The organism is Exiguobacterium sp. SH5S4, assembly GCF_004337045.1.
Taxonomy (GTDB): Bacteria; Bacillota; Bacilli; order Exiguobacteriales; family Exiguobacteriaceae; genus Exiguobacterium; species Exiguobacterium aurantiacum_A.
On sequence record NZ_SJUQ01000002.1, the window covers coordinates 71290 to 98269 of the forward strand.

General features: G+C 51.7%; 24 protein-coding genes. All 24 read right to left on the bottom strand.

Annotation, left to right across the window (positions count from 1 at the left end; genetic code table 11):
* Entirely contained in the window at window positions 1-1461 is a 1461-nt protein-coding gene (locus EVJ32_RS01575; protein WP_236635470.1) for a UDP-N-acetylmuramoyl-L-alanyl-D-glutamate--2,6-diaminopimelate ligase, read from the bottom strand.
* 84 nt (window positions 1462-1545) lie between these two features.
* On the bottom strand, window positions 1546-2763 hold the full coding sequence (locus EVJ32_RS01580; RefSeq protein ID WP_131456160.1) for a M16 family metallopeptidase: 1218 nt from the start codon (window positions 2761-2763) through the stop codon (window positions 1546-1548).
* 50 nt (window positions 2764-2813) lie between these two features.
* Window positions 2814-5030, bottom strand: coding sequence for a polyribonucleotide nucleotidyltransferase (gene pnp, locus EVJ32_RS01585; RefSeq protein ID WP_131456162.1), 2217 nt, complete (start codon window positions 5028-5030; stop codon window positions 2814-2816).
* Window positions 5031-5162: 132 nt separating this feature from the next.
* On the bottom strand, window positions 5163-5432 hold the full coding sequence (gene rpsO / locus EVJ32_RS01590) for a 30S ribosomal protein S15 (RefSeq protein WP_015881433.1): 270 nt from the start codon (window positions 5430-5432) through the stop codon (window positions 5163-5165).
* A gap of 124 nt (window positions 5433-5556) precedes the next feature.
* Entirely contained in the window at window positions 5557-6483 is a 927-nt protein-coding gene (locus EVJ32_RS01595; RefSeq protein ID WP_070327461.1) for a bifunctional riboflavin kinase/FAD synthetase, read from the bottom strand.
* A gap of 15 nt (window positions 6484-6498) precedes the next feature.
* Window positions 6499-7407 (bottom strand): tRNA pseudouridine(55) synthase TruB, encoded by a 909-nt coding sequence (gene truB, locus EVJ32_RS01600; protein WP_131456164.1) that lies wholly within the window; start codon window positions 7405-7407, stop codon window positions 6499-6501.
* A gap of 51 nt (window positions 7408-7458) precedes the next feature.
* Window positions 7459-7803 carry a 30S ribosome-binding factor RbfA gene (gene rbfA, locus EVJ32_RS01605; RefSeq protein WP_016508272.1) on the bottom strand — a complete coding sequence of 115 codons (345 nt, stop codon included), beginning with the start codon at window positions 7801-7803 and terminating at the stop codon, window positions 7459-7461.
* A gap of 18 nt (window positions 7804-7821) precedes the next feature.
* The gene (gene infB / locus EVJ32_RS01610; RefSeq protein ID WP_131456166.1) at window positions 7822-10041 is read right to left on the bottom strand and encodes a translation initiation factor IF-2; all 2220 of its coding nucleotides are present in this window, start codon (window positions 10039-10041) and stop codon (window positions 7822-7824) included.
* Between the two features lie 21 nt (window positions 10042-10062).
* Window positions 10063-10359, bottom strand: coding sequence for a YlxQ family RNA-binding protein (locus EVJ32_RS01615; RefSeq protein WP_070327464.1), 297 nt, complete (start codon window positions 10357-10359; stop codon window positions 10063-10065).
* Window positions 10356-10634 carry an RNase P modulator RnpM gene (gene rnpM / locus EVJ32_RS01620; protein WP_233589595.1) on the bottom strand — a complete coding sequence of 93 codons (279 nt, stop codon included), beginning with the start codon at window positions 10632-10634 and terminating at the stop codon, window positions 10356-10358. The genes EVJ32_RS01615 and rnpM overlap by 4 nt, the downstream gene beginning before the upstream one ends.
* Window positions 10631-11797 carry a transcription termination factor NusA gene (gene nusA, locus EVJ32_RS01625; protein WP_070327466.1) on the bottom strand — a complete coding sequence of 389 codons (1167 nt, stop codon included), beginning with the start codon at window positions 11795-11797 and terminating at the stop codon, window positions 10631-10633. Before nusA ends, rnpM begins: the two co-directional genes overlap by 4 nt.
* 12 nt (window positions 11798-11809) lie before the next feature.
* The gene (gene rimP, locus EVJ32_RS01630) at window positions 11810-12280 is read right to left on the bottom strand and encodes a ribosome maturation factor RimP (protein WP_070327467.1); all 471 of its coding nucleotides are present in this window, start codon (window positions 12278-12280) and stop codon (window positions 11810-11812) included.
* 119 nt (window positions 12281-12399) lie between these two features.
* Window positions 12400-16692: a PolC-type DNA polymerase III gene (locus EVJ32_RS01635; protein ID WP_131456168.1), complete on the bottom strand. Its 4293-nt coding sequence runs from the start codon at window positions 16690-16692 to the stop codon at window positions 12400-12402.
* 76 nt (window positions 16693-16768) lie between these two features.
* A complete protein-coding gene (locus tag EVJ32_RS01640) occupies window positions 16769-18469 on the bottom strand; it encodes a proline--tRNA ligase (RefSeq protein ID WP_131456170.1) in 1701 nt (566 codons plus the stop codon).
* Between the two features lie 31 nt (window positions 18470-18500).
* Window positions 18501-19751, bottom strand: coding sequence for an RIP metalloprotease RseP (gene rseP / locus EVJ32_RS01645; protein WP_131456172.1), 1251 nt, complete (start codon window positions 19749-19751; stop codon window positions 18501-18503).
* Between the two features lie 16 nt (window positions 19752-19767).
* Window positions 19768-20913, bottom strand: coding sequence for a 1-deoxy-D-xylulose-5-phosphate reductoisomerase (dxr, locus tag EVJ32_RS01650; RefSeq protein ID WP_131456174.1), 1146 nt, complete (start codon window positions 20911-20913; stop codon window positions 19768-19770).
* A 13-nt stretch (window positions 20914-20926) separates the two neighbouring features.
* Window positions 20927-21724, bottom strand: coding sequence for a phosphatidate cytidylyltransferase (locus tag EVJ32_RS01655; protein ID WP_070327472.1), 798 nt, complete (start codon window positions 21722-21724; stop codon window positions 20927-20929).
* Between the two features lies 1 nt (window position 21725).
* On the bottom strand, window positions 21726-22463 hold the full coding sequence (locus EVJ32_RS01660) for an undecaprenyl pyrophosphate synthase (protein WP_070327473.1): 738 nt from the start codon (window positions 22461-22463) through the stop codon (window positions 21726-21728).
* 83 nt (window positions 22464-22546) lie between these two features.
* A complete protein-coding gene (gene frr / locus EVJ32_RS01665; RefSeq protein ID WP_035385902.1) occupies window positions 22547-23107 on the bottom strand; it encodes a ribosome recycling factor in 561 nt (186 codons plus the stop codon).
* Complete coding sequence (gene pyrH / locus EVJ32_RS01670) at window positions 23104-23829, bottom strand: UMP kinase (RefSeq protein WP_071399619.1); 726 nt, start codon at window positions 23827-23829, stop codon at window positions 23104-23106. The genes frr and pyrH overlap by 4 nt, the downstream gene beginning before the upstream one ends.
* Before the next feature lie 109 nt (window positions 23830-23938).
* Window positions 23939-24820 (bottom strand): translation elongation factor Ts, encoded by an 882-nt coding sequence (tsf, locus tag EVJ32_RS01675; protein ID WP_131456176.1) that lies wholly within the window; start codon window positions 24818-24820, stop codon window positions 23939-23941.
* Between the two features lie 120 nt (window positions 24821-24940).
* The gene (rpsB, locus tag EVJ32_RS01680; RefSeq protein ID WP_021067146.1) at window positions 24941-25681 is read right to left on the bottom strand and encodes a 30S ribosomal protein S2; all 741 of its coding nucleotides are present in this window, start codon (window positions 25679-25681) and stop codon (window positions 24941-24943) included.
* A 152-nt stretch (window positions 25682-25833) separates the two neighbouring features.
* A complete protein-coding gene (locus tag EVJ32_RS01685; protein WP_131456178.1) occupies window positions 25834-26193 on the bottom strand; it encodes a hypothetical protein in 360 nt (119 codons plus the stop codon).
* Between the two features lie 12 nt (window positions 26194-26205).
* On the bottom strand, window positions 26206-26976 hold the full coding sequence (locus EVJ32_RS01690) for a FliA/WhiG family RNA polymerase sigma factor (protein WP_131456180.1): 771 nt from the start codon (window positions 26974-26976) through the stop codon (window positions 26206-26208).
* Window positions 26977-26980: the final 4 nt, after the last annotated feature.

The following is a 26980-nucleotide window of genomic DNA, read 5'->3' on the forward strand; positions in this document are numbered from 1 at the left end:
TCAAGATTCCTCCGTATTTAAAATTGTCGCCCGGACGATCGCTTCCTCATCGAGCGGGATTTTCTCGTTACCGATGATTTGGTACTTCTCATGTCCTTTACCGGCCAACACGACGATATTATCCGCTTTGGCTAGACGCGCGGCGTAAGACACCGCTTCTTCGCGGTCGCCGATTTCAACAAAGTTGTCATGGGTCATCCCGGCGGCAATGCCGCTCGTGATCGAATCATACGCCTCAAAACGTGGATCATCCGTCGTGATGATGACGGTACCGGCATATTTTGAGGCCATCTCGCCCATTGTCGGACGTTTCGTCACATCGCGATTCCCGCCCGTCCCAATCAAGAAGACGATGTTCTCTTTAGGGACACCGACAAGCGACTTCAAGCATTGCTCAATCCCGTCCGGTGTATGGGCATAGTCCGCATAGACGTTATACCCAGGCACGTCGAGTCGTTGCATCCGTCCTTTGGCCGGATGAATCGATTCGAGCGCTTGGATGATCTCAGGTAAGCTGTACCCAGCCGCGAGCAGGCAACCCGTCGCGAGCAACAGGTTGTATACGTTGAAACGTCCGATGAACTGGACCGTCACCGGCAGACTCGCTCCCTGATAGTTGAGACGGAAACTCGTGTCTGACAGTGTCTGAACGATGTCTGACGCTGTCACGTCCGCCATTTCGTCGATGGCGTACGTGATGACACGAGCACCCGTCATCGTCTCGTAAAGCTTGCTGTACGGATCGTCCGCATTCAAGACGGCAACTTTGTCGCGCGACGCCATCTGTCCGAGTTGGGCGAACAGCAAACCTTTGGCCCGCGCATAGTTTTCAAACGTCCCGTGAAAATCGAGATGGTCGTGCGTCAAGTTCGTGAAACCGACGATGTCGAAGTCCGTTCCGATGACACGACCTAGTTCAAGTCCGTGTGATGACACTTCCATCATCACATCGGTCACCCCTTCACCGCGCATGCGAGCGAGTAGCTGCTGAAGCTCAGAACTTTGCGGCGTCGTGTTCTTGCTCGGGACGACCGTATCGTTAATCCGGACCTCGACCGTACCGATCAATCCGGTGCTATGTCCAAGCTTTGATAAAACGTCACGTAAAATCGTCGTCGTCGTCGTTTTTCCGTTCGTCCCCGTGATGCCGAACAGACGCATCTGTTCAGACGGATAGTTATAAAATGCCGACGCTAATAAGCCGACCGTACGCGAACTATCGCGCACGAGCAGGTTTGGGACGCTGATGTCGAGCGGACGCTCACTGACGACCGCGACCGCTCCTTTACTCACCGCTAAGTCCGCATAGTCGTGGCCGTCGACGGTGTAGCCTTTAATCGCGACAAACAGCGTTCCGGGTACGACTTCCCGTGAATCGGTCGTGACATGGGTCACGTTGATGCCCTCTATAGTTGGTTGATTAATCAATTGTATCTTGGTTACTAAATCCGTTAAGTTCAAGTCTTTCCCTTCTTTCACCTGTATCCTGTCCAATGTAAAGAATACCTCTTAATCAGTGTAGAGAACTTACAATCTGGTTTCAAGTCAGTCTTCGGACGGAAGAACATATGATTTTGCTGGGACGTGCCCAAGCAGCTCCCGAATCAAGGCGTTGACTTCATCGGTTTCGATGCGGTCGATTTTATTGAGCACTTCGTCCAAATCCTCGACTTCGTCAAGTAAGACGAGGTTACGCCCGTTCCGGTTCATTCGGGCGCTCGTACTTTCGTTGCCGAGGACGAGCGAACCTTTCAACTGGCGTTTGCCTTTAGCGACTTCTTCTTCGGTTAACCCCTGCGCCTTGAGCGCTTCAAGTTCACGCTCCATGATCGTCTCGACTTGAGTGAGCGTTTCCGGTGACGTCCCGATATAAATCGTGAACGTGCCATGGTCAACGAACGTCGTATAGTACGAATAAATCGAGTAAGCTAACCCTTGTTCTTCACGAATCGATTGAAACAGCCGTGACGACATCGTCGCACCGATCGCGTTGTTTGCCAGCGCGAGGTGTGGGAGCCGGTCGTTCGTTGCCGAAATCGCCTCAAAATTCCAACAGAGGTGCGCCTGCTCCGTCTCTTTATGCTTTTTCAACACATCACTGTATAGAACCGGAATTGTCGATTCTTTCGGTGATTCCCCTGATGGGAGTTCCGCAAACCTCGACGTGACCGCTTCGACCAGCTCGTCGGTCACATGACCGGCGATCGAGACGACGACACGGTTGCCTGTATACATCGATTCGACATACCGCAACAATTGATTGCGAGAGAAGCTGAGCACGCTCGCTTCCGTCCCGAGGATCGGCTTCGCTAATATGTCTTCACGGTAGACGGCATAGGCGAGCAACTCATGCACGAGGTCTTCCGGTGTGTCTTCGTACATTTTAATCTCTTCTAACACGACCCGCTTCTCTTTTTCAAGCTCAGTCTCATCAAAGACTGAATGGAACAACATGTCGGCCAGTGCGTCGAAGGCGATGACAGCATGTTCATCGAGCGTCTTGACGTAGTAGCATGTATGGTCTTTTGAAGTGAAGGCGTTCACACTGCCGCCAAGTTCATCAAAAAACGAAGCGATTTCTTTCGCCGTTTTTGTTGTTGTGCCTTTGAACAACATATGTTCGATCAAGTGGCTGATCCCGATCTCATTGTCTTCTTCGGTCCGTGTCCCGGCTTTGATGAATACACCGGTCGATGTACTGCGGACGTCTGCCATTGGTTCGACCACGATGCGGACGCCATTCTTTAAGGTAATCCATTCCATTTTATCACTCCTATGAAAAAGGCCATCGCACCAGACGATGGCCAAAATAATTAGTTTGTTGGTCTTGACGGACGACGGTCTCCGTCACGACGCGGAGGGCGGCTGTCACGTGGCGGACGGCTCTCGCGTTGTGCTTTACGTTTCGCTTCATACGCTTCTCGCTCTTCCGGAGAAAGCCCTTCGACGATCAACGTTTTGTGCGAGGCGTTGACGCGACCTTTGTCGTCAATTTCTGTGACTTTGACTTTGATCGTGTCACCGAGCTTGACGACGTCTTCCACGTTGGCGACGCGGTCGAGGCTGAACTCAGAGACGTGGACGAGTGCGTCTTTGCCTTTGAACAACTCGACGAACGCGCCGAACTTCTCGATCCGACGGACTGTCGCGTCGAACACTTCGCCGACTTCGACTTCACGGACGATGTCACCGATGAGTGCCATCGCCATATCGATGCCATCTTGATCGGTCGAGGCGATGAACACCGTACCATCTTGCTCGATATCAACCTTGACACCGGTTTGGTCGATGATGCTGTTGATCATCTTACCACCAGGCCCGATGACGTCGCGAATCTTATCTGGATTGATTTTCATCGTGACGATCTTCGGAGCATACTTCGACAACTGTGGACGCGATGAGTCAAGCGTTTCGAGCATATGGTTGAGAATGTGGAGGCGGCCTGAACGAGCTTGTTCGAGCGCTTCTTCTAAAATCTCACGCGTGATGCCGGCGATTTTAATGTCCATCTGCAACGCCGTGATCCCGTCTTTCGTTCCAGCGACTTTGAAGTCCATGTCGCCGAGATGGTCTTCGAGACCTTGAATGTCAGTGAGTACTGTATAGTGTTCGCCTTCCATGATGAGACCCATCGCGATTCCCGCGACCGGTGCCTTGATTGGAACTCCGGCGTCCATGAGGGCGAGTGTCGAGCCACAGATTGAAGCCTGTGAACTCGAACCGTTCGACTCGAGCACTTCTGAGACGAGACGGATCGTATACGGGAAGTCTGCTTCTTTCGGGATGACCGGAAGAAGCGCACGTTCACCGAGCGCACCGTGACCGATCTCGCGGCGACCTGGCGCGCGAACCGGACGAGCTTCACCGACCGAGAACGGCGGGAAGTTATAATGGTGCATGAAACGTTTGTTATCTTCTAGACCGATGCCGTCGATGATTTGAGCGTCACCGATGACACCGAGTGTCGCGATCGACATGACTTGCGTCTGCCCCCGTGTGAACAAACCGACACCGTGCGCACGCGGCAGCACGCCGACTTCTGACGCGAGTGGACGGATGACTTCCGGGCGACGGCCGTCTGGACGTACTTTATCGACCGTGATTAAACGGCGGACCTCGTCTTTGACGAACTTGTTCAAAATACCAGATACTTCTTTCAACTTGGCCGGCTCGTCAGCGAGACGCTCTTCATATGACACGACATACTTCGCGATGACTTCGTTAATTGCTTCGTCACGCGCATGTTTCTCTTCAACTTGGACGGCAGCGTTAATTTCTGGACGAGCCGCTTCAAGTTCTTGTGATAACGCGTCGTCAAATTTAGAGACCGTGTATTCAAACTTCGGTTTCCCGACCGCTTCGACGATTTCCATTTGGAACGCGACAAGCTTTTTGATTTCTTCGTGACCGAACAAGATCGACTCGAGCATGACGTCTTCCGGTACTTCGTTCGCGCCTGCTTCGACCATGTTGATCGCAGTTGCCGTTCCGGCGACTTGAAGTTCAAGCTCTGTCTTCTCGAGTTGTGCGACCGTCGGGTTGACGACGAACTGTCCGTCCACACGTCCGACCGTCGCTCCAGCGATCGGTCCGTCAAACGGGATGTCCGAGATCGACAAGGCGATTGACGTTCCGAGCATACCGGCCATCTCAGCCGAGCAGTCCGGATCGTTCGACATGACGTAAATCATGACTTGGATGTCGTGACGGAATCCGTCTGGGAATAATGGACGGATTGGACGGTCGATGAGACGTGACGTTAAAATCGCATTCTCACCAGGACGACCTTCCCGACGAAGGAAACCTCCTGGGATTTTACCGACCGAGTATAATTTTTCTTCATAGTTGACCGTAAGCGGGAAGAAATCTAAATCCTTTGGTCCTTTTGAAGCTGTGACCGCGGCGAGCACGACCGTGTCTCCGTACCGGACGAGTGCAGAACCGTTCGCTTGCTTCGCGAGTTGACCTACTTCTACAGACAGCGGACGACCGCCCCATTCTGTAGAAAAAACTTGTTTCGTACCTAACATGTACATTCTCCTCTCAAACCTTATCTAGTTTATTATGTAACTCATTCATATGTTTGTCTAATGATTTTCCTCCAAAAAAAGAAGAAACGGACTAGGAACGAGTGTCCCAGTCCGTCATTTGGTCCGTTCGGATTAACGACGGAGACCAAGGCGTTGAATCAATTCACGGTAACGTGTTACGTCCTTGTTACGAAGGTACGTGAGCAAGTTACGGCGACGTCCAACCATTTTCAAAAGACCGCGACGTGAGTGGTGGTCTTTCTTATGTGTGCGAAGATGATCGTTCAAAGTGTTGATTTGTTCAGTCAAAACAGCAACTTGAACTTCCGGTGAACCAGTGTCACCTTGTTTTGTCGCGTATTCCGCGATGATTTCGTTTTTACGTTCTTTTGAGAGTGCCATTGCCTCTCCACCTCCATTTAATAGAAAATTGCCGCGTTGCCGAGCCGTCGTTGGTGAATCGTCCAGCCAAGCGAAGCGGTGTACTTTGCGTACCAAACTAGAATACATGACCCCTGCTCCAAAGTCAAGATAGGATTGCCCGAGCCGCCGTCTCATCTCGTTTCAACTGCGCGATCAGCGAATCGAGTCCGTCGAACGCCCGTTCATCGCGCAAATAGTGAACCCATTCGATTTCGAGCAATTGTCCGTACAAGTCCTCCGAAAAATCAAATAAATGACTTTCAATTGAGACGTCTCCGGTGTCATAAAACGTCGGCCGTCGACCAACGTTCGTCATCGCATCAAACGTCCGGCCGTCTTCTAGGCGGACGCGGGTCGCATAAACGCCGAGCCGTGGCATGACATAAGACGCATCCATCACCATGTTCGCGGTCGGATAGCCAATCGTCCGCCCTCTGGCGTCACCATGGATGACTTCGCCACAGATGACGTAAGGCGCCCCTAACAGCTCACTCGCCAGGTCGACACTGCCTGCGCCAAGAAGTTTGCGGATCCGGGTCGAAGAGACTTTGTCACCGTCACTCGTCTGTTCGGCGACGACGGACGTTGTGAAGCGTCCTCGGGCGTGGTAGGGCATCGTCTCCATCGTCCCTTCCCCGAACTTCCCGTACGAATAGTCAAATCCGGCCGTCACGTGCACGGCGCCCGCGCCGATCAAATAATCGTCGACGAACTGTTGCGGCGACAGTGATGCCAACTGTTTTGTGAACGTCAAGACGAGACAACGTTCGACACCGAGCGCGGCGATTCGCTGTAATTTCCGTTTGAGTGGCGTGATGTAACGGACAGCATCCGCATTGTTCGACAGCACTTGTTTCGGGTGCGGATCGAACGTGACGACGGTCACGGGCACGTCAAGCTGCTCCGCGCGCTGTTTGGCGTGCTCGATCACAGCTTGATGTCCGATGTGAACGCCGTCGAAGAATCCGAGTACGATGACCGAAGGGACAAACTCTGGCGTCTCGGGATGTGTGAGATGTATCGTTTCCATACTTCAAATTCCCCCTTAGTCGATTGTCAACATGACCTCGACTGTTGCGTCTGTCGTTCCGTCAAGCCGTCTATAGAGGGCGAGCGGAATTCCTTCTTCATTATAGACAGTAAACAGTTCAAATTCGAGTGAGACGTCGTTTAAGCGCCCACCGTTCCGAATATACCGTTCCCGATTGGCCGGAATGGTGATGGCTGGCCAACGTTTGATCACGTCCTCGAGCGGGATGAGCCGTTCAGCGCGTGCTTCGACCGTCTCTAACGCCGTAAGCTCCGCGAGCGTCACGGCGTCCCTTTCATCGAACGTGCCTGACCGCGTCCGACGCAGATCGCTCATATGGGCCGGATAACCGAGTCCTTCCCCGATTTGGACGGCAAGTGTCCGAATAAACGTGCCTTTTCCGCACTCGACATCAATGCGAAACCGGCAGACGCCGTCCTCGAAGACAGGTTCGTTCGTCCGTTCTAACCGGTGAATCTCGACGATGCGGCGCGGCCGTTCAACCGTCTGTCCTTTGCGGGCGTATTCGTATAGCTTCTTCCCGTTCACTTTGACGGCCGAGAAGTACGGTGGCACCTGCTCGATGCTTCCGGTCAACGTGCCGAGAACGCGGTCGATAGCTTCACCCGTGAACGCATCCGGCGCGACATCAGTTTGCGCGACGACTTCGCCGTGTGCGTCTTCCGTCATCGTTGCCGTCCCGATCGTGACTTCGGCGACGTAGCGCTTGCCCTCATCGGTCAAAAACCGGGACAGCTTCGTCGCGCGGCCGAAACAGATCGGCAACACACCGGTCACTTCCGGATCGAGCGTGCCCGTATGGCCAACTTTTTTCGTTTGAAACAGTTTACGCAGCTTGAAGACGCAATCGTGGCTCGTCATCCCGCTGTCTTTATCTAGTATTAAAATCCCTGTCGGTTCCACGTTCATTCCTCCATATCAAAAAAGGGGAGACACGAGTCCCCCCTCAATTTATTAGTCTTTATTCAAATCACGGATCAACGAATCGATATGGCTACCATATGCGACCGAAGAATCGTATTCGAACGACAATTCCGGCGTCTTACGGAGACGGATCCGGCTGCCGATTTCACGGCGGATGAAGGCGCTCGCCTTATCAAGACCTGCCTGCGTCTCAGCCTTCACGTCGGCGTCGTCTCCGAGCACCGTGTAATAGGCCGTCGCTTGTTGCAAATCTCCTGTCACGTCTACGCTCGTGATGGTCGCGTTCTTTGTACGTGGGTCGTTGACTTCGCGTAAGAGGATATCGGTGATCTCTTTACGCATCTGTTCAGCAACACGTTGGGCACGAATATTCATACGTGTTCACTCCTCGCTTTATTTACGTTCGACTTCTTTCATGATGAACGCTTCGATGACGTCCTCCACTTTGATGTCGTCGAACTTCTCTACTTTAATCCCACACTCGTAGCCTGTCGCAACTTCTTTGACATCGTCTTTGAAGCGGCGGAGCGTATCGAGTTTACCTTCGTACACAACGATCCCGTTACGGATGATGCGTACCCCGGCATCACGTGAGATTTTACCTTCAGTGACGTAACAGCCGGCAATCGTACCGACTTTTGAAACTTTGAAGACGTCACGGACTTCGACTTGTCCTGTCACTTCTTCAACGAACTCAGGGTCAAGCATCCCTTTCATCGCGCTTTCGATTTCATCGATCGCATTGTAGATGATCCGGTGCAGACGCATTTCAACGTGTTCTTGTTCGGCCATTGATCGGGCGTTACCGTCCGGACGAACGTTGAATCCGATGATGATCGCGTTCGCTGCTGAAGCGAGGATGACATCACCTTCTGTGATCGCACCGACACCTTGGTGAACGATGTTGATCTTGACGCCTGCGACGTCGATTTTGCGGAGTGATCCAGCGAGCGCTTCAGCCGATCCTTGAACGTCTGCTTTGATGATGACGTTCAAGTCTTTGACTTCGCCTTCTTGAATCCGGCTGAACAAGTCTTCAAGACTGACTTTAGCCGATTCACGGCGCTGCGACTCGAGGTAACGTTGGTAACGTTTCTCTCCGATTGCACGTGCCTTTTTCTCGTCTTCGAAGACGATGAACTGGTCACCAGCTTGTGGGACATCGTTCAATCCTGTAATTTCGATTGGCGTCGATGGGCCAACTTCTTTCACACGACGACCGATATCGTTGACCATGGCCCGGACGCGTCCGAACGTGCTGCCGACGACGATCGAGTCACCGATACGAAGTGTCCCGTGTTGAACGAGAAGCGTGGCGACAGGACCGCGACCTTTATCGAGCTTCGCTTCGATGACCGAACCGCGAGCTGGCATTTCAGGCGTCGACTTGTACTCTTCGACTTCTGAAACGAGCAAGATCATCTCGAGCAACTCATCAATTCCCTCATCTTTCAAAGCAGAGATCGGTACGAAAATTGTTTCGCCGCCCCACTCTTCCGGTACGAGTCCGAATTCAGTCAACTCTTGTTTGACGCGGTCAGGGTTAGCCCCTTCTTTGTCCATTTTGTTGACGGCAACGATGATTGGGACGTTTGCCGCCTTCGCGTGAGAAATCGCTTCTTCTGTCTGTGGCATGACACCATCATCTGCTGCGACAACGATAATCGCGATATCCGTCACTTCAGCTCCACGGGCACGCATCGTCGTAAAGGCGGCGTGACCTGGTGTGTCGAGGAATGTGATTTTTTTACCGTTGATATCAACTTGGTACGCACCGATATGCTGCGTGATTCCACCAGCTTCGCCAGCGACGACTTTCGTGTTCCGGATCGAGTCGAGCAACGTCGTTTTACCATGGTCGACGTGACCCATGATCGTGACGACGGCAGGACGCTCAATGAGGTCGTACTCAGAGAAGTCGATTTCCACTTCTTCGAAGTCCGTCTCATCGATGATGACTTCTTTTTCGACTTCGAAACCGAATTCAGTCGCAAGCAATTCGATCGTCTCGTCATCGAGTGTTTGGTTGATCGTCGCCATGACGCCAAGACCCATCAATTTCATGATGATCTCGTTTGGCTTTTTATCCATCTTCGCCGCGAGATCCGATACGCTAAGGACATCCTCGTACTTGATGACGTTGCCCATTTCAGACTCTTGCGCTAAACGAGATGCTTTACGCTGGCTCGTTTTCGAATTTGGATCCGCTTCTAACGGGATTGCCGCTTTTGCAGGCTTCCCTTTAAATTTACCGCCGCGCTTTTTGTTGCGGTTATCGTTACGGTTGTTGCCGAAACGGTTGCCACCACGGTTGCCCGCTTGATTGCTCGGGGCGCTAGAAGTTTGTGGACGGGCTTTCGGTGCTTCTTTTTTCTCTGCTTCTTGTTTCGCAGCAGGCTTCGCTTCAGCCGGCTTCGACTCAGCAGGTTTTTCTTGCTTCTCAGCCGAACGATATTTCTCAGGGTTGAAGACACGGTCGAGTTGCTTGACCGACTCATCATCCAATACAGCCATGTGATTTTTCACTGACTTGTTCATCTTCTCGAGCTGAGTAATGACTTGTTTACTTGTTACATTCTGTTCTTTTGCAAATTCATAGACGCGTTTTCCCAAAGCATCCACCTCCGTTAATAGTTAAGAGAGAAGTTGCTTAAGCTTGTTCGCAAATCCGGATTCTGTCACAGACACGACGACTCGCATGTCTTTACCTAAAGCAGCTCCGATTGTATGTCGGTCGCTCACTTCGATTAATGGAACACCATACGATGTACATTTGTCGGTAATCCGTTTTCTCGTCGACGCTCCCGCGTCTCCGGCAAGAATGACGAGCTTGGCTCGGCCAGCCCGTACATCCTTCAAGACAAACTCTTCTCCCATCGTTACCTTCCTCGCACGTGAGGCGAGGCCTAACAATGATTCCCACTGACTCATGATTCGGCACCTGTGACAGCTTGTTCTAGCTGTTCATAAAGTGTCTCGCTCGTCTTTACTTTCAGATGATGATCAAGCGTTCGTTTTTTCTCTGCTAAACGAATCACATCGACATCTCTTGACAAATACGCGCCACGACCGTTCAGTTTGCCGGTCGTGTCGATGACGACGTCGCCTTCCGGCGTCCGTACGACACGAATCAAATCGTTCTTTGGTAACATCTCTTGAGTGATCACACATTTACGCAAAGGAAGTTTCTTTTGCTTCATGGTCATTCCTCTTCTTTTACCGCGGTTGGTTCGAGCGTCACATCAACCGAGTCAGTCTGTTCAACTTCATTGTGAACAATTTCTGGCGTTGATTCAACTTTTTCGGCATACGTATCGAACAAGTTCATGCTCTCTGCATCCGTCTCACTCTTAATATCAATTTTCCAACCTGTCAACTTGGCGGCGAGGCGCGCGTTTTGACCGCGCTTCCCGATCGCGAGCGACAATTGATAGTCCGGCACGACGACTGTCGTCGACTTGTTCGGTTCATTGACATATACGTCAACGACTTGAGCCGGGCTGAGTGCGTTTTTAACGAACTCTTTTGGATCGTTCGACCAACGGACGATGTCGATCTTCTCACCGTTCAATTCATCGACGATCGTCTGGACACGTTGCCCTTTTGGACCGACACATGCGCCGACCGGATCGACGATGTCTGAGTGGACCGCGATTTTCGAACGGTCTCCCGCTTCACGCGACACCGACATGACGTCGACCGTCCCGCTCGCGATTTCTGGAACTTCGAGTTCGAACAAACGACGAAGTAGGCCAGGATGCGTCCGCGACACTTGAATCGCCGCGCCAGAACCTTTCGTCGTCGAGTCAACTTTCGTCACGTATACTTTGATGCGTTCATGAATCTTATACGACTCGTTCGGCATCTGTTCATTCGGCGTCAACACCGCCTCGATGTTGTTCTCTAAACCGATGTACAAGTTGCGCGGGTCAAACCGCTCGACGATCCCTGTCATGATCTCGTCTTCTTTATCGACGAAGTGGTTGTAGATGCGTTCGCGCTCGGCTTCACGCATCTTTTGCGTGACGACTTGTTTGGCCGTCATCGCTGCGACACGACCGAAGTCGCTCGGTGTCACTTCTTCTTTATGGAAGTCCCCTAACTCAAAGTTCGGGTCGATCTCGTGCGCTTCTTCAAGCGAAAGCTGTTGGTCCGGATGCGTCAGGCGTTCAACGACTTCGAGAAGCGCGAACACGCGAATGTCACCTGTCACTTGGTCAAACTCAACTTTGACGTGCTCGTTCGGGTTGGCGACGTTTCGGCGATATGCCGAAATGAGCGCCTGTTCAAGCGCGTCGATGATGATTTCTTTCTCGATCCCTTTTTCTTGTGCAATCTGTTCGATTGTTGTGAGTAATTGTGGCCCCATCTTTACCTCTCCTTAACTAAACGTGACCGCTAGGCGGGCTTGTGCAATTTTATCAACCGGTAGCGATATCGCTTTTTTTCTAGTCTTGATGCGCGTTTCGACAACTGCGGTCTCGCCGTCGTACTCCGTCAAAATACCCTCGAACTCTTTGGCACCTTCAATCGGGGCAAACGTTTTAATGTAGACGTTTTTCCCGATCGCCCGCTCAAAGTCAGTCGGCTTTTTAAGTGGTCGTTCGGCACCGGGACTCGAGACGTCAAGATAATAGGCTTGTTCGATTGGGTCGGTAGCGTTTAATTTCTCCGAGAGTTGCTCGTTGATGTTGACGCAATCATCTAAATCGACGCCCCCCGGTTTATCGATATAGACGCGCAAGAACCAGTCTGGCCCTTCTTTCACGAATTCAACATCGACCAATTCCATGTTCGCTTGCTCGACAATCGGCAACGCGATTGTTTCGACGACTTCTGTTATTTTGGACACTCTCATCCCTCCTTCTGGCTTTTACATACAAGAAAGGAGTAGGGTTCCCTACTCCTTTCCGTCGTAGTATCCAACATTGTTCGATACCAATATATCATATTTTCCCGCTTTTTCGCAACTTACACCCCAAAATCAAAGAACGAAAGTTGGTTCTCGTCAGGCAGGCCTTCGAGACATTTCATCGTATCGAGCGTCTCGATAATCGTCTTCGACAATTTCGCCCGTTTCCGGAGATCCTCTTTTGACAAGAACTGACCTTCGGCACGCGCCTCGACAATCGCTTTCGCCGCGTTCGTCCCGAGTCCATCGACAGCGTTGAACGGTGGAATGAGCGTGTTGCCTTCAATCAAGAACTCGGTCGCATTCGAACGATAAAGATCGATGTTTTGGAATTTCATGCCGCGTTCGAGCATCTCAAGCGCGAGTTCGAGCACGGTGTGAAGCCCTTTATCTTTCGCCGTGGCGTCGAAGCCTTTCTCCCGGATATCAGACATCGCCTTGCGGACGGCCTGAGACCCTTTGATCATCGCCGACAAATCAAAATCGCCGGCGCGGACCGTAAAGTATGTCGCGTAATACAGAATCGGGTGGTGCACTTTGAAGTAAGCGATCCGTACGGCCATGAGCACGTACGCGGTCGCGTGTGCTTTCGGGAACATGTATTTGATCTTCTTACAAGAAGAGATGTACCATTCCGGGACGCTGTTCTCCCGCATCTCTGACTCCATATCGTCAGACAAACCTTTCCCTTTACGGACCGACTCCATGATCTTAAAGGCGAACGACGGCTCAAGTCCGGCGTAGATCAAGTAGACCATAATGTCGTCACGACACCCGATGACGTCTTTCAGTTCACACGTCCCGTTATAGATCAACTCGTTCGCATTCCCGATCCAAACGTCCGTCCCGTGAGACAGCCCCGAAATTTGGACGAGCTCTGAGAACGTGGACGGTTTCGTCTCTTCAAGCATTTGCCGGACGAACTTCGTCCCAAACTCAGGAATACCGAGCGTCCCTGTTTTTGACTCGATTTGCTCCGGTGTGACACCGAGCACTTCCGGTGACGAAAAGATTTTCATGACGGTCGGATCATCCGTCGGGATCGTCAACGGGTCGATGCCTGATAAGTCTTGGAGCATCCGGATGACGGTCGGGTCATCGTGTCCGAGAATATCGAGCTTGAGCAAGTTGTCGTGAATCGAATGGAAGTCGAAGTGTGTCGTCTTCCATTCAGACGTTCGGTCGTCGGCCGGATACTGGATCGGCGAGATTTCGGCGATGTCCATATAGTCCGGGACGACGATAATCCCGCCTGGATGCTGCCCGGTCGTCCGCTTGACACCGGTGACACCCGAGACGAGACGATCGACTTCGGCGTTCCGGTAAATCTTATCGTTTTCGGTCGCATAGCCTTTCACATATCCGTACGCCGTCTTGTCGGCAATCGTCCCGATCGTCCCGGCACGATAGACGTACTCTTCTCCGAACAACACTTTCGTGTACGCGTGAGCGTGAGGCTGGTACTCACCTGAGAAGTTCAAATCGATATCCGGTACTTTGTCCCCTTTAAAGCCAAGGAACGTCTCGAACGGGATATCGTGTCCATCTTTCGTATACCACGTCCCACACTCCGGACATTGCTTGTCCGGAAGATCGTAACCGGAACCGATCGACCCGTCATTAAAGAAGTGAGAGTGTTGACACTTCGGACAGACATAATGCGGTGGTAGTGGATTGACCTCGGTGATCTCGGTCATCGTCGCGACGAGACTCGACCCGACCGATCCCCGTGAACCGACGAGGTAACCGTCGTCGAGTGACTTCTTGACGAGTTTATGTGAGATCAAATAAATGACGGCGAAGCCGTGGCCGATGATTGATTTCAGTTCCTTCTCGAGCCGGGCCTCGACGATCTCCGGAAGCTCGTCCCCGTAAATCGAGCGGGCCATGTCATAACTCATATTACGGACCTCGTCGTCCGCCCCTTCGATTTTCGGCGTATACAGTTCATCCGGAATAATTTGAATCGCTTCGATCTGGTCGGCGATCGCGTTCGGATTCGTGATGACGATCTCCCGTGCGAGCTCGTCACCTAAAAAATTAAACTCTTCCATCATTTCTTTCGTCGTCCGGAAATGGGCATGGGGCAACTCTTTTCTCGTGTTAATGAAGTTGGCCCCGCCTTGCGTCCGAATCAGGATTTCGCGATACGACCGATCCGTCCGGTCCAAGTAATGGACGTTCCCGGTCGCACAGACCGGAAGTCCGGCTTGACCTGCCACGCGAATGATCCGTTTGATGATGTCACGAAGTTCAAGCTCGTTCGTGACGATCTCTTTATCGATCAGATGCATATAAAGTGCCGGCGGATGAATCTCGATGAAGTCATAAAATGCCATCATCTTCTCGAGCTCTTCGTCCGACTTGTTCAAGGCGGCGTCAAAGATCTCGCCGTTGTCGCACGCCGAGCCGATGAGCAGCCCTTCTCGGCGCTTCTCGATCTCTGAGCGCGGCATCCGAGCCATCCGGAACAAATAGTCGATGTGCGACAACGAGATCAACTCATACAAGTGGCGCAATCCTGGTTTTTTCGTCTTCGCGTAAACCGTCGCATGAAACGGACGGATCTTCGAGACGTCACTGCCGACTTTCGCGTTCAGTGACCGATGCGTCTGCATCTCGAACATCTGTTTCGCCAAATCGAGCAACTTCATGAGCAGGTACGCCGTCGCCTCGGCATCATAGATGGCCCGGTGATGCTGCGTCAATTCGATATCAAACCGTTTGGCGAGCGTGTTGAGACGGTGGTTTTTGAGCGTCGGTAAAATCGTCCGGGCCAGTTCAAGCGTATCGATGACCGGATAATCGTCCGGCTCATGTCCTCCGCTTCGGAGCGTCGCCTCGAGAAAGCCCATATCGAACGAGGCGTTATGAGCGACGAGAATCCCGTCCCCGCACCAGTCGACGAACTGTTTCGCGATCACTTCTGGGTCGGGCTGTCCGTGGACCATGTCATCCGTGATCCCGGTCAGTTCAATCGTCGTCGCCGAAAGTTGATGTTTCGGGTCGGCGAACGCTTCGAACCGGTCGATGATCTCACCGTCTTTAATCTTGACGCCGGCGAGTTCGATGATTTTGTTGTAGACGGCCGACAGACCGGTCGTCTCGACGTCGAACACGACGTACGTCGCCTCGTCGAGCGAGACGTCGGTCGGATGATACGCGACAGGCACGCCGTCATTGACGACGTTCGCCTCGACACCGTACAAGATTTTAATGTCGTTCTTTTTCCCAGCATAATATGCTTCCGGGAACGACTGCACACCGGCATGGTCGGTGATGGCGATGGCGCGATGACCCCACTTGGCGGCCCGGGCGACGAGCGCCGACACGTTCGTGACCGCATCCATCTGGCTCATCTGCGTATGGGCGTGCAGTTCGACGCGCTTCTCCCCGGCCCATTCGTCCCGCTTCGGTTCGACTTTCACTTCTTGGAGCTGCGACGCCATCATGCACAGTTCGCGCATGAAGCTATCGTCTTCGACTCGTCCGGCCGCTTGGATCCACATGCCTTTTTTGACGGCACTGAGCATACGGTCGTCATCATCGTCACGTGCGAACACTTTGACGATGAGCGAATCGGTATAATCGGTCATCTTGATCGTGAATAGCTTCTTCCCGCTCTTCAACTCTTTCCGTTCGGCTGAAAACACGAGTCCACGGATGGCGACACGGCGTTCTTCTTCGATAATCGTCTTGATCGGGACGATCTCGTCTTTGATCAAGGCGCCCATCCGCACTTCCGTGATCGGCTCATCGTTCGTCTCGGTCGCTTTGGCGAACTGGGCCGCGAGTGCGAGTTTCGCCTGTTCGATATCTTCTTGGACGACTTGTTCACGCAACGCCTGATTCGCTTCCGCGTCTTCTGAGAAACTGGCTTGGCACGGCTTTTTCATAAACCCGTAAGCACTGTAGAGCGCTTGAACTTCTTGGCACAGCTCTTTATCGACATAGCTCGCCTCAGGTGCGGAGCGGACGGGAATGAGCAACTTGTTTTGCTCGAAGCGCGGTTTGACAGTTGCGAAATAGCTTCGCATCGCCCCCGACACTTGACTGAGCTCACTGACGATGCGCGGCCAGTAGTCGATATAATCCTGCTCGCTTCCACCTGTCTCTGTCGTAAAACGAGCATACACTTCATCGGCAAACGTCGCGTACCGATTCTCGACCCGACTCATGAACAATTGATAAACCTCATATGGCAACACTTGGCGCATCTTAAAGTAAAACGTCCACGTCCGTCGCTGTTTATTGACGACAAGACGCGATAGTTCCGCTCCGTCGAACTGATCACTCTCTGTCGTGATCCCGAGATCCGTCAACAGTAATTGCATCTTTTGATTTGCTTCCACGGGTAAGTCGTCCCCCCCTTTTATATGACAATGTCGAAAAATGAAGGTGACGGCAAGAAACCGTCACCTTCATCGATCAATGCGTCTCGTTGAGTTGCGCGACAATCACTTGCGGCAACTCCTCTACCGTCGTTTCAATCACTTCGCCCGTCGCACGGACTTTCACTTCGACGATGCCTTCGCCGGCTTTCTTCCCGACGTTGATACGAATCGGCAAGCCGATCAAGTCAGCGTCGGCAAATTTAACGCCGGCCCGTTCTTTGCGGTCGTCGTACAATACATCATACTTCGATGATAGTTCACCGTAAAGTCGATTCGAAAGTTCGAGTTGCGTCTCGTCTTTCGCGTTGATCGCAATCAATTGCAGATCAAACGGTGCGACACTCTTCGGCCAAACGATACCGCGGTCGTCGTGATGCTGTTCGACGATTGCCGAAAGCGTCCGCGAGACACCGATGCCGTAACAACCCATGATGAGTGGTTCCGCCCGGCCTTCTTCGTTCAAGAACGTCGCGCCCATCGCCTCTGAGTAGCGCGTACCGAGTTTGAACACTTGACCGACCTCGATCCCACGTGCGAACCGGACTGGACCAGATTCGTCCGGTGCCAAGTCGCCTTCGACGACGAAGCGGAGGTCGTGATACGTCAAGTGCGACAAGTCGCGTTCTGCATTGACGTGCATGAAGTGCGTGTTCGCAACGTTGGCGCCACATACCGCATCGACTAAATATTTAACGGCGTAATCGGCGACGACTTTGACCGGTGCGTTGATCGGTCCGAGCGTCCCTGGTTCACAGCCGAACAATTCAATAATCTTCGACTCGTCTTCCATTTGGATATCGAGTCCGCCGAGGGCGTTCTTCACTTTGACATCGTTCGCTTCGTGATCGCCGCGAACGATCGCCATGACCGTCTCGCCGTCGACGTTGAACAACACCGACTTGATCGTCGTGTTCGTCTCCACGCCCAAGAATCGCGCCACGTCTTCGATCGTCTTATGATCTTTCGTATCGACTTGCTCGAGCTCGAGCACAACACCCGCTTGCATGTCGTAACGGTCAAGCGTTTCCGCCATCTCGATGTTCGCCGCGTATGACGACGAGTCCGTGTAGACGATCGTATCCTCACCGATTTCGGCGAGCGCCTGGAATTCGTGCGTGTCTTTCCCGCCAATCGCGCCTGAATCGGCCACGACCGGACGATACTTCAAACCGGTGCGGTCAAAGATGCGCGAATAAGCGTTGTACATATTGTCGTACTCTTCGTCCAAATCAGCCTGTGTGGCGTGGAACGAGTAGGCATCTTTCATCAAAAACTCACGTCCGCGTAATAATCCGAACCGCGGACGACGCTCATCGCGATACTTCGTCTGAATCTGGTACAAGTTGACCGGTAACTTCTTATACGAGTTCAACTCGTCACGGACGATCGACGTGATCAACTCTTCGTGGGTCGCTCCAAGTGCGAAACGGCGGTCATGACGGTCCGTCAAACGCATCAGTTCAGGTCCGTAGATGTCCCAACGTCCCGTCTCTTCCCATAGCTCCGCTGGTTGGATCGCCGGCATGAGCAGTTCTTGCGCCCCGGCCCGGTTCATCTCTTCACGGATGATCGTTTGAATATTTTGTAACACACGATGACCGAGTGGTAAATAAGAGTAGATCCCCGCTGCATTTTGTCGAATAAATCCACCGCGCACGAGAAGTTGATGGCTGACAGCTTCAGCGTCAGCAGGAACCTCTCTCAAAGTAGGCATAAGCAATCTCGATTGTTTCATAAATATCAACGTTTCCCTTCTCTAACACAGTCTATTTAAAAAATGATTGGATATCGTTCCAAGTGACGATGAGCATGAGCAGCATAAGCAGGGCAAATCCGATAAAGTGGACGAACCCTTCTTTTTTTGGATCGATCGGTCGACCACGCACTGCCTCGAACAACAAGAAGATGAGTCGTCCCCCGTCAAGCGCCGGAAGTGGCAACAAGTTGAAGATCGCCAAGTTGACGGATAACAGTGCCGTCCAGTTGAGCAACATGACGAAACCGCTCGCCGCCACTTCGTCGGTCATGCGGACAATCCCGACCGGACCTGCGAGTTGATCGACTCCGACTTGGCCGGTCACTAAATCACCGACCGCAGAGAAAATCAATGTCGACATCGTCCACGTCGTCTCAGCTCCTGTTGTGAACGCTTTTGTCGGTGATCGCTCGAGCGCATTTGTCACGCCAAGGATACCGACCGTCTCGCCATTTTGTTCGACTGCTTGAGGTGTGAGCGTTACCGTTTGTTCCTCACCCGCCCGAATATAGGTCACCTCGGTCGGTGTATCGGCACGATCGGCCAAGACCGTTCGAAGATCGAGCCAGTTATCAATCGTCTCACCCTCGATCGAGACGATTTCGTCTCCGGTGACGAGCCCGGCTTGATCAGCCGCCGAATCCGGTTGTACTGTCCCGATTTGTCCGTCGTCTGTCGGTGTGCCTTGCACGAGACCGACAATAACGAGCAAGACGAAGGCAAGGACGAAGTTCATGGCCGGACCGGCTGCGATCGCGAGCACCCGTTTCCAAACTGATTGCGCTCCGAACGTGCGGTCGTACGGTGCGATTTGAATCTCCATACCTTGATCGACGAGAAGCGTATCGCGCTCGAGTGTGTACACCCGCACTTCTTCGTCGACGAGCAATTGAATCTTCAATTCACGGATCGAATCGAACTTGTCGACCGTTCCGACGACGTGTACATCCGTCGCTTGGTCCGGTTGGAAATAGACGCGGTCGACTGTGCCCGCGCTCGTTAACCGGAGCCCGACTTGTTGACCGGCCTTCACTTCGATCGGCTCGAAATCCTCACCCGCCATCTTGACGTAACCACCGATCGGCAATAAGCGAATTGTATAGAGCGTCTCATTCTTTCTGAACGAAAAGATTTTCGGTCCAAACCCGATTGCAAATTCGTGACAGAGAATCCCTGCCCGTTTCGCCATGACGAGGTGTCCCCATTCATGAACTGAAATGAGCACCCCAAACATCAAAACGATGGCGATAAAAGTTTGCATGATCTATTCCCCACCTTCACTTTCGTTGCTGAATTTGTTCACGAACCGATTGATCGACTTGAAGGATCTGCTCAAGCGTCGGTTCTACAATGACTGTATGTGCATCCATCGCTTGCGCGACGATCGATTCAATCTCGACGAACGCAATCTTTCCGTTCAAGAACAAATCGACAGCCGTTTCGTTAGCCGCATTCAACACGGTCGGCATTGAACCTCCTTGACGACCTGCTTCATACGCTAGTCGAAGAGCCGGATAGCGATCGAAATCGGCTTCCGCAAAATGGAGCGTCCCGATTTCTCTCAAGTTTAACCGCTTGTTCCCTTCGATTTCAAGCCGTTTCGGGGTAGAGAGCGCATAGAGGATCGGTCCCCGCATATCGGGGTTTCCGAGTTGCGCCATGACTGCGGCGTCTTTAAACTCGACCATCGAGTGAATGATCGACTCCCGATGGAGCACCACTTCAATATCATTATAATCGATATCGAACAACCAGTGCGCTTCGATGACTTCGAGCCCTTTGTTGAACATCGTCGCCGAATCGATCGTGATTTTTGCACCCATCGACCAGTTCGGATGATTGAGCGCTTCTTCGACGGTCACGTTCGCTAATTCAGCGCGTGTCCGATCGCGGAAACTTCCGCCTGAGGCCGTCAAAATGATTTTTGAAACGTCCTCACGACGCTCTCCGTTCAGGCATTGGTAGATGGCCGAGTGTTCACTGTCGACCGGAAGCAAACTGACGCCGTGCTCTTTGACGGCGGCCATGACGAGATGTCCGGCTGTGACGAGCGTTTCTTTGTTCGCCAAGGCGATATCTTTACCGGCTTTAATAGCGGCAAGCGTCGGCTCTAAGCCGACTGCCCCGACGACGGCCGTCACGACCACATTGGCCCGCTCAGCGGTCGCACATTCGATCAACCCTTCGAGTCCGATAAAAAAGAGTGGTTCGTATGTAAGGCGTGGCTTGAGCTGTTCGAGTACCTCGATCGTTTTGGCTGATACGTATTTCGGGCGAAGGCGGTTGATCCATTCCTCGGCTACCTCGACGTTCGTTCCGAACGCGTACGCCTCAAGTTCAAACAAGTCGGGGTGCTGCTCGATCACATCGCACGTCTGTACGCCGATCGAACCAGTCGCCCCGATTAAGCTGATTCGCTTCATCTTGACACTCCTTTTACAACAAATTGAAAATCCAAATGACGGTGAATACCGCGATCATACTATCAAATCGGTCTAAAATGCCACCATGTCCCGGTAATAGATGTCCAGAATCTTTTACGCCAAACTGACGTTTGTACGCTGATTGTACCAAATCACCGAGCTGGCCGACGACAGAAACGACAACCGCTAAGACGAGCACTTCGACGAGCGGTAGGACCGGTTCAATCAAGACATAGACGACACCGACGACGACAGCTGAAACAATACCGCCGACAGCTCCTTCGATCGTCTTGTTCGGACTGATCGAGGGCCATAGTTTCGTCTTGCCGATCGCTTTCCCCGTGAAATACGCACCCGAATCGGTCGCCCAAATGATAAATAAGACGAGCAATACTTTCGCCAGCCCGTCTTCAGACAGACGGACGAGGGCAAAGCTTGAAAACCCGATGACGAGATAAACAGCCGAGACGAAATAAAAACTCGCATCTTCATATGTGAAACGGTTTTTCGTGACGACCGTCCAAAAGAGAAGCAGCATTAACCCGAGCACCATCCATTGACTCGTCGAAATCGGAAGTTCACTCGTCAACAACTGCCGTTCTAAGAGCATCATGACGAACGGGAACGCTACGAGCAACGATGTCACGAGGAACGGGAACGCTGTCAGCTTATGCTCACGCATCATCGTAAACTCGCTCAAACCGATCAAAGCGAGCACGCCCATCAAGATGACGAACGGGCTGCCGCCAAGGGCGATCAAGCTGACAAAGATGGCGCCGGCCCAAAGTCCGGTAATAATTCGTGTTTTCATATTACACTCCACCAAACCGACGCGTACGTGTATTGTACGCTTCGATTGCTTCGACGAAGTGCTCACGTTTGAACTCGGGCCACAATACGTCTGTGAAGTGGAGTTCGGCATACGCCCCTTGCCAGAGCAGGAAGTTCGATAACCGTTGTTCACCGCTCGTCCGAATGATCAAATCGACATCTTGCATATTCGTCATGAGCCGCTCTCCGATCATCGACTCGTCGATCTCATCTGGATTGATGTGTCCGGCCGACACGTCGCGCGCAATGTCACGCATCGCTTGGATGAGTTCGTCACGGCCGCCATAGTTCAACGCGAAGACGAGGTCTAACCCCGTGTTTGTCGCGGTACGCGTCCGCGCTTCCTCGACCGCCTCGCGTGTTCCGCGCGGCAGTTTCGACACGTCACCGGCAACGAGCACTCTGACGTTTTGTTCGTCGAGTTCTTTTAAGTCGGTCTCTAAAAATTGCTTCGGCAACTTCATCAAAAAATTGACTTCTTCTTCTGGACGCGTCCAGTTTTCGGTCGAGAACGCGTAAAGCGTCAGCGACTTGATGCCGAGCTCTTGAGCCGTCCGGACTGATTCACGGACCGATTTCATCCCTTCCCGGTGACCCATGATGCGCGGGAGCCCGCGTTTCTTCGCCCAACGGCCGTTTCCGTCCATGATGATGGCGACATGTTCGGGGATGCTCAATTCCGCCTCAGTCTTCGTTTTAGGATTCACCCATTTAAACATAGTCTATCCTCCTGATTGTATGAAAGAGGGACCCTTTCAGTAAAAGGGTCCCCACACAGCTTTTTGGTATACCACTTCCGTGATTATACTTCCATGATCTCTTTTTCTTTGACCGCTGCAGACTCATCAATCTTTTTGATGTAAGAATCCGTTAACGTTTGAACGTCGTCCGCGTAACCACGGAGGTCGTCTTCTGTCAAATCTCCATCTTTTTCAAGCTTCTTCAAGTTCTCGTTCGCGTCACGACGAACGTTACGAACCGCAACTTTCGCTTCTTCCGCATACTTCTTCGTGATTTTAACGAGTTCTTTCCGGCGCTCTTCCGTCAAGGCAGGGATTGCTAAACGGATGACTGTCCCGTCCGAAGATGGCGACAGACCGAGATCCGCTCTTTGAATCGCTTTCTCGACTTCCGTTACGAGCGACTTGTCCCAAGGTTGGATCAACAAAAGACGAGCTTCTGGCGTGTTGATGTTCGCTACTTGGTTGAGCGGTGTTGGCACACCGTAGTAGTCGACTTGGACCGGGTCCAAAATCGATGCACTGGCGCGTCCGGTGCGGAGCGTCCCAAAATCACGTTTTAATGATGTATGGGCTTTAACCATCTTTTCTTCAGCCGTTTTCATAACTTCGTTTGCACTCATGAATTGATTCCTCCCACTACCGTCCCGATATGTTCCCCGAGAACGACACGTTTGATATTTCCTTCTTCAAGCAATGAGAATACAATCAGCGGAATATGGTTGTCCATGCATAGTGACGTCGCTGTCGAGTCCATGACTTGGAGACCGTCTTTTAAAACGTCCAAGTATGTGAGTGACTCGTATTTGACCGCATCCGGGACAAGTTTCGGGTCTGCCGAGTAGACGCCGTCGACGTTGTTTTTCCCCATTAAGATGACATCAGCTTCGATCTCGGCTGCCCGGAGCGCTGCTGTCGTATCTGTCGAGAAGTATGGGTTACCCGTCCCTGCTGCAAAGATGACGACCCGGCCTTTTTCAAGGTGGCGCATCGCCCGGCGGCGGATATACGGTTCAGCAACTTGACGCATTTCGATTGATGTTTGGACGCGGGTTTGGACACCGTGTGTTTCGAGGCTGTCTTGAAGTGCAAGCGAGTTAAGTACAGTTGCGAGCATGCCCATGTAATCGGCATTGGCCCGGTCCATACCGAGTTCGCTTCCCGTCTTTCCGCGCCAGATGTTTCCGGCACCTACGACGACCGCTACTTCGACGCCCATGGCGACTAACTCTTTAATCTGTCCAGAAATCGAGTTGACGATTGCCGGATCGATTCCGTATCCTTGATCTCCTGCGAGCGCTTCTCCACTCAATTTTAACACAATTCTCTTATATTTCGGTTCCATACTTTGCCTCCTCATGCTTGAAAAAAGGGAACACGCTCCCTTAACGAACTAACTCAAGGTTATACAGACGTGTTCCCAATTTTAATTGCATCATCATATATGACGCAGATTATTTTTTAAGTTGGTTCATTACTTCTTCAGCAAAGTTTTCTTCGCGTTTTTCCATACCTTCTCCAACTTCGAAACGTACGAACGAGTTGATACGGCCGCCTTTAGACTCTACGTATTTTCCAACTTTGAAGTCAGCGTCTTTGACGAACGTTTGGTCGACGAGGCAGATTTCTTCGAAGTACTTGTTCATGCGTCCCGCGATCATCTTCTCGACGATGTTAGCAGGTTTGCCTTCGTTGATCGCTTGTTCAGTCAAGACTTTCTTCTCGCGCTCTGCTTCTTCAGCCGAAACTTCGTCACGTGTCGCGTAAAGTGGGTTAGCTGCTGCTACGTGCATCGCTACGTCTTTCGCTACTGACTCATCTGTCGTGCCGTCGATGACGACGACCGAACCGATGCGTCCGCCCATGTGAAGGTAAGTGCCGAATACAGCGTCGTCCGCTTTTTCAAGAACAGCGATGCGACGGAGCGAGATTTTCTCTCCGATTGTCGATGCTTCTTCTTGAATGTGTGTTTCGAGTGTTTTACCAGCCACGAATTCAGAAGCGTGAGCTGCTTCGACTGTCGTCGCGCCTGAAGCGAGAACCGCTTTCGCCACGTCGCTGACGAGTGTTTGGAACTTCTCGTTTTTAGAAACGAAGTCCGTCTCTGAGTTGACTTCGACGAGAGCAGCTTTGTTGCCTTCAACCGCTACTGCTGTCAAGCCTTCAGCTGCGATACGATCGCCTTTAGCTGCTGCTTTAGCAATCCCTTTTTCACGTAGGAAGTCGATTGCCGCTTGCATGTCACCGTCTGTTTCCACGAGTGCTTTTTTGCAATCGAGCATACCTGCTCCTGTTTTTTCACGAAGTTCTTTTACCATTGCTGCTGTAACTGCCATCGGAAATTCCTCCTTGTAAAACTTACATTTTTTTAAAATAAAAGCACTAGGCTTCGAATAGACTATGTCCTAAAAAAAGGTGATAAAAGGCTTTCCCTTTATCACCTGTTGTCTAACTGATTACTCAGCTTCTGTAGCTTCAGCTTCTGGAGCTACAGCTTCTTCAGCAACTTCTTCTTCGCCTTGCTTCGCTTCGATGATCGCATCAGCCATCTTAGAAGTGAGCAATTTAACCGCACGAATTGCATCGTCGTTCGCTGGGATAACGTAGTCGATTTCATCTGGGTCACAGTTTGTATCGACAATCGCAACGATTGGGATGTTCAATTTGTGAGCTTCTGCAATCGCGATCCGCTCTTTGCGTGGGTCAACGATGAAGAGAGCGTCAGGAACGCCTGGCATATCTTTGATTCCGCCGAGGAACTTCTCAAGACGTGTCATTTCTTTTTTCAAGATGATGACTTCTTTTTTAGGAAGTACTTCGAACGTGCCGTCAGCTTCCATTTTCTCAAGTTGCTTCAAGCGGTTAATACGCTTTTTGATTGTTGAGAAGTTTGTGAGTGTTCCACCCAACCAACGCTCATTGATGAAGTACATACCTGAACGGAGTGCTTCTTCTTTGATTGTATCTTGAGCTTGTTTTTTCGTACCTACGAAGAGGACGTTTCCGCCTTCTGCCGCGAGTTCACGAACGAAGTTGTAAGCTTCGTCTACTTTTTTAACCGTCTTTTGAAGGTCGATGATGTAGATTCCGTTACGCTCCGTGAAGATGTATTTCGCCATTTTTGGGTTCCAACGACGTGTCTGGTGACCGAAGTGTACACCAGCTTCGAGCAATTGCTTCATTGAGATTACTGCCATGATAAATTTCCTCCTTGTGGTTTAAAAAAGTCCTCCGCCTCGTTCATCGTTGTACTCCGACCTTTCGGCACCGAGGAATACCATCCCGAGACGTGTGTGATGTGTTTAACACCGAAAATTACTATAGCATAAGTCTTCAAATCCGGCAACTCTCACTTTTGTCGAAGTTTCGCATAAAGCGCCACTTCGCCTTCCCCTTTTCCGAGGAGACGTGCCGTGTCGCGGACTGAATGACGGAGCAACACCTCTTCGACGCTCGGGTTAACCGCACCGTCTTCAGACGTTTCAGTTTCTATCTCGGCGATTTCAGTCGAGGTCGGTTTTGGCGATTCGGCCGCATCGTTTTTCACAACATCGCCCATCGATTCCATGAATGACAAGAGCAACGCCTCTGTCTCGCGTTTCTCGCTTTCGAGCCGATTGACGCGTTCGTTCAATGTTTGGATCTGCCGGAACCCGATCAACAGACCATAGGCAATCACGATCCCCGCGATCAGCAACACAAAAGTCATCCCTTCACCTCCTCACGATGTCTTTTCTTCTAGATACGAGCGGCCTAGTGCCTGTTTGAGTGTCTTTAACGCTTTCGAATGAATCTGTGAGATGCGGGAAGTCGATAATTCTAACACTTCCCCAATCTCCGTCAACGTCAACTCGTCAAAATAAAATAGCGAGACGACAAGACGTTCTTTTTCAGACAGTTGATCGATCTCGGTCGTCAGCACGTCGACTAACTCGCGTTGCAACAACGTGTCTTCCGGTTTTTCCGAATCGGGGTCAAAATACGTGACCGACATGACTTTCCCTTCTTCTTGGAGCGTCACCGCCTCGTCAATCGACAACATGTTCGCGAAATACCCTTCCGCCATCGCCTTTTCGATATCAGCGATCGGAAGCGCGCACGCGTCGGCCAATTCTTCTTTCGTCGGGGCACGGTGCAGCTTTTGCTCGAGTTGTTCGGCGACATGGTCAATCTTCTTCACGCGCTCCCGTACCGAGCGCGGCAGCCAATCGATTTTTCGAAGTCCGTCGATAATCGCGCCCCGAATCCGAAACGCCGCATACGTATCGAATTTATTATTATGTTCCGGATCATATTTCATGAGGGCATCGTACAATCCCATGTAACCCAAACTTTTCAATTCGTCGCGTTCGACGCTCTTTGGGAGCGTCACGATCATTCGTTGCACGTGATAATGGATCAGAAATTCATAATGTGATAATAATTCATTTGCCGTATCCATATCGCGGTCAGTATTCCAACGATCCCACAACTGGGTAAGCTGAGTCGTCATGTCG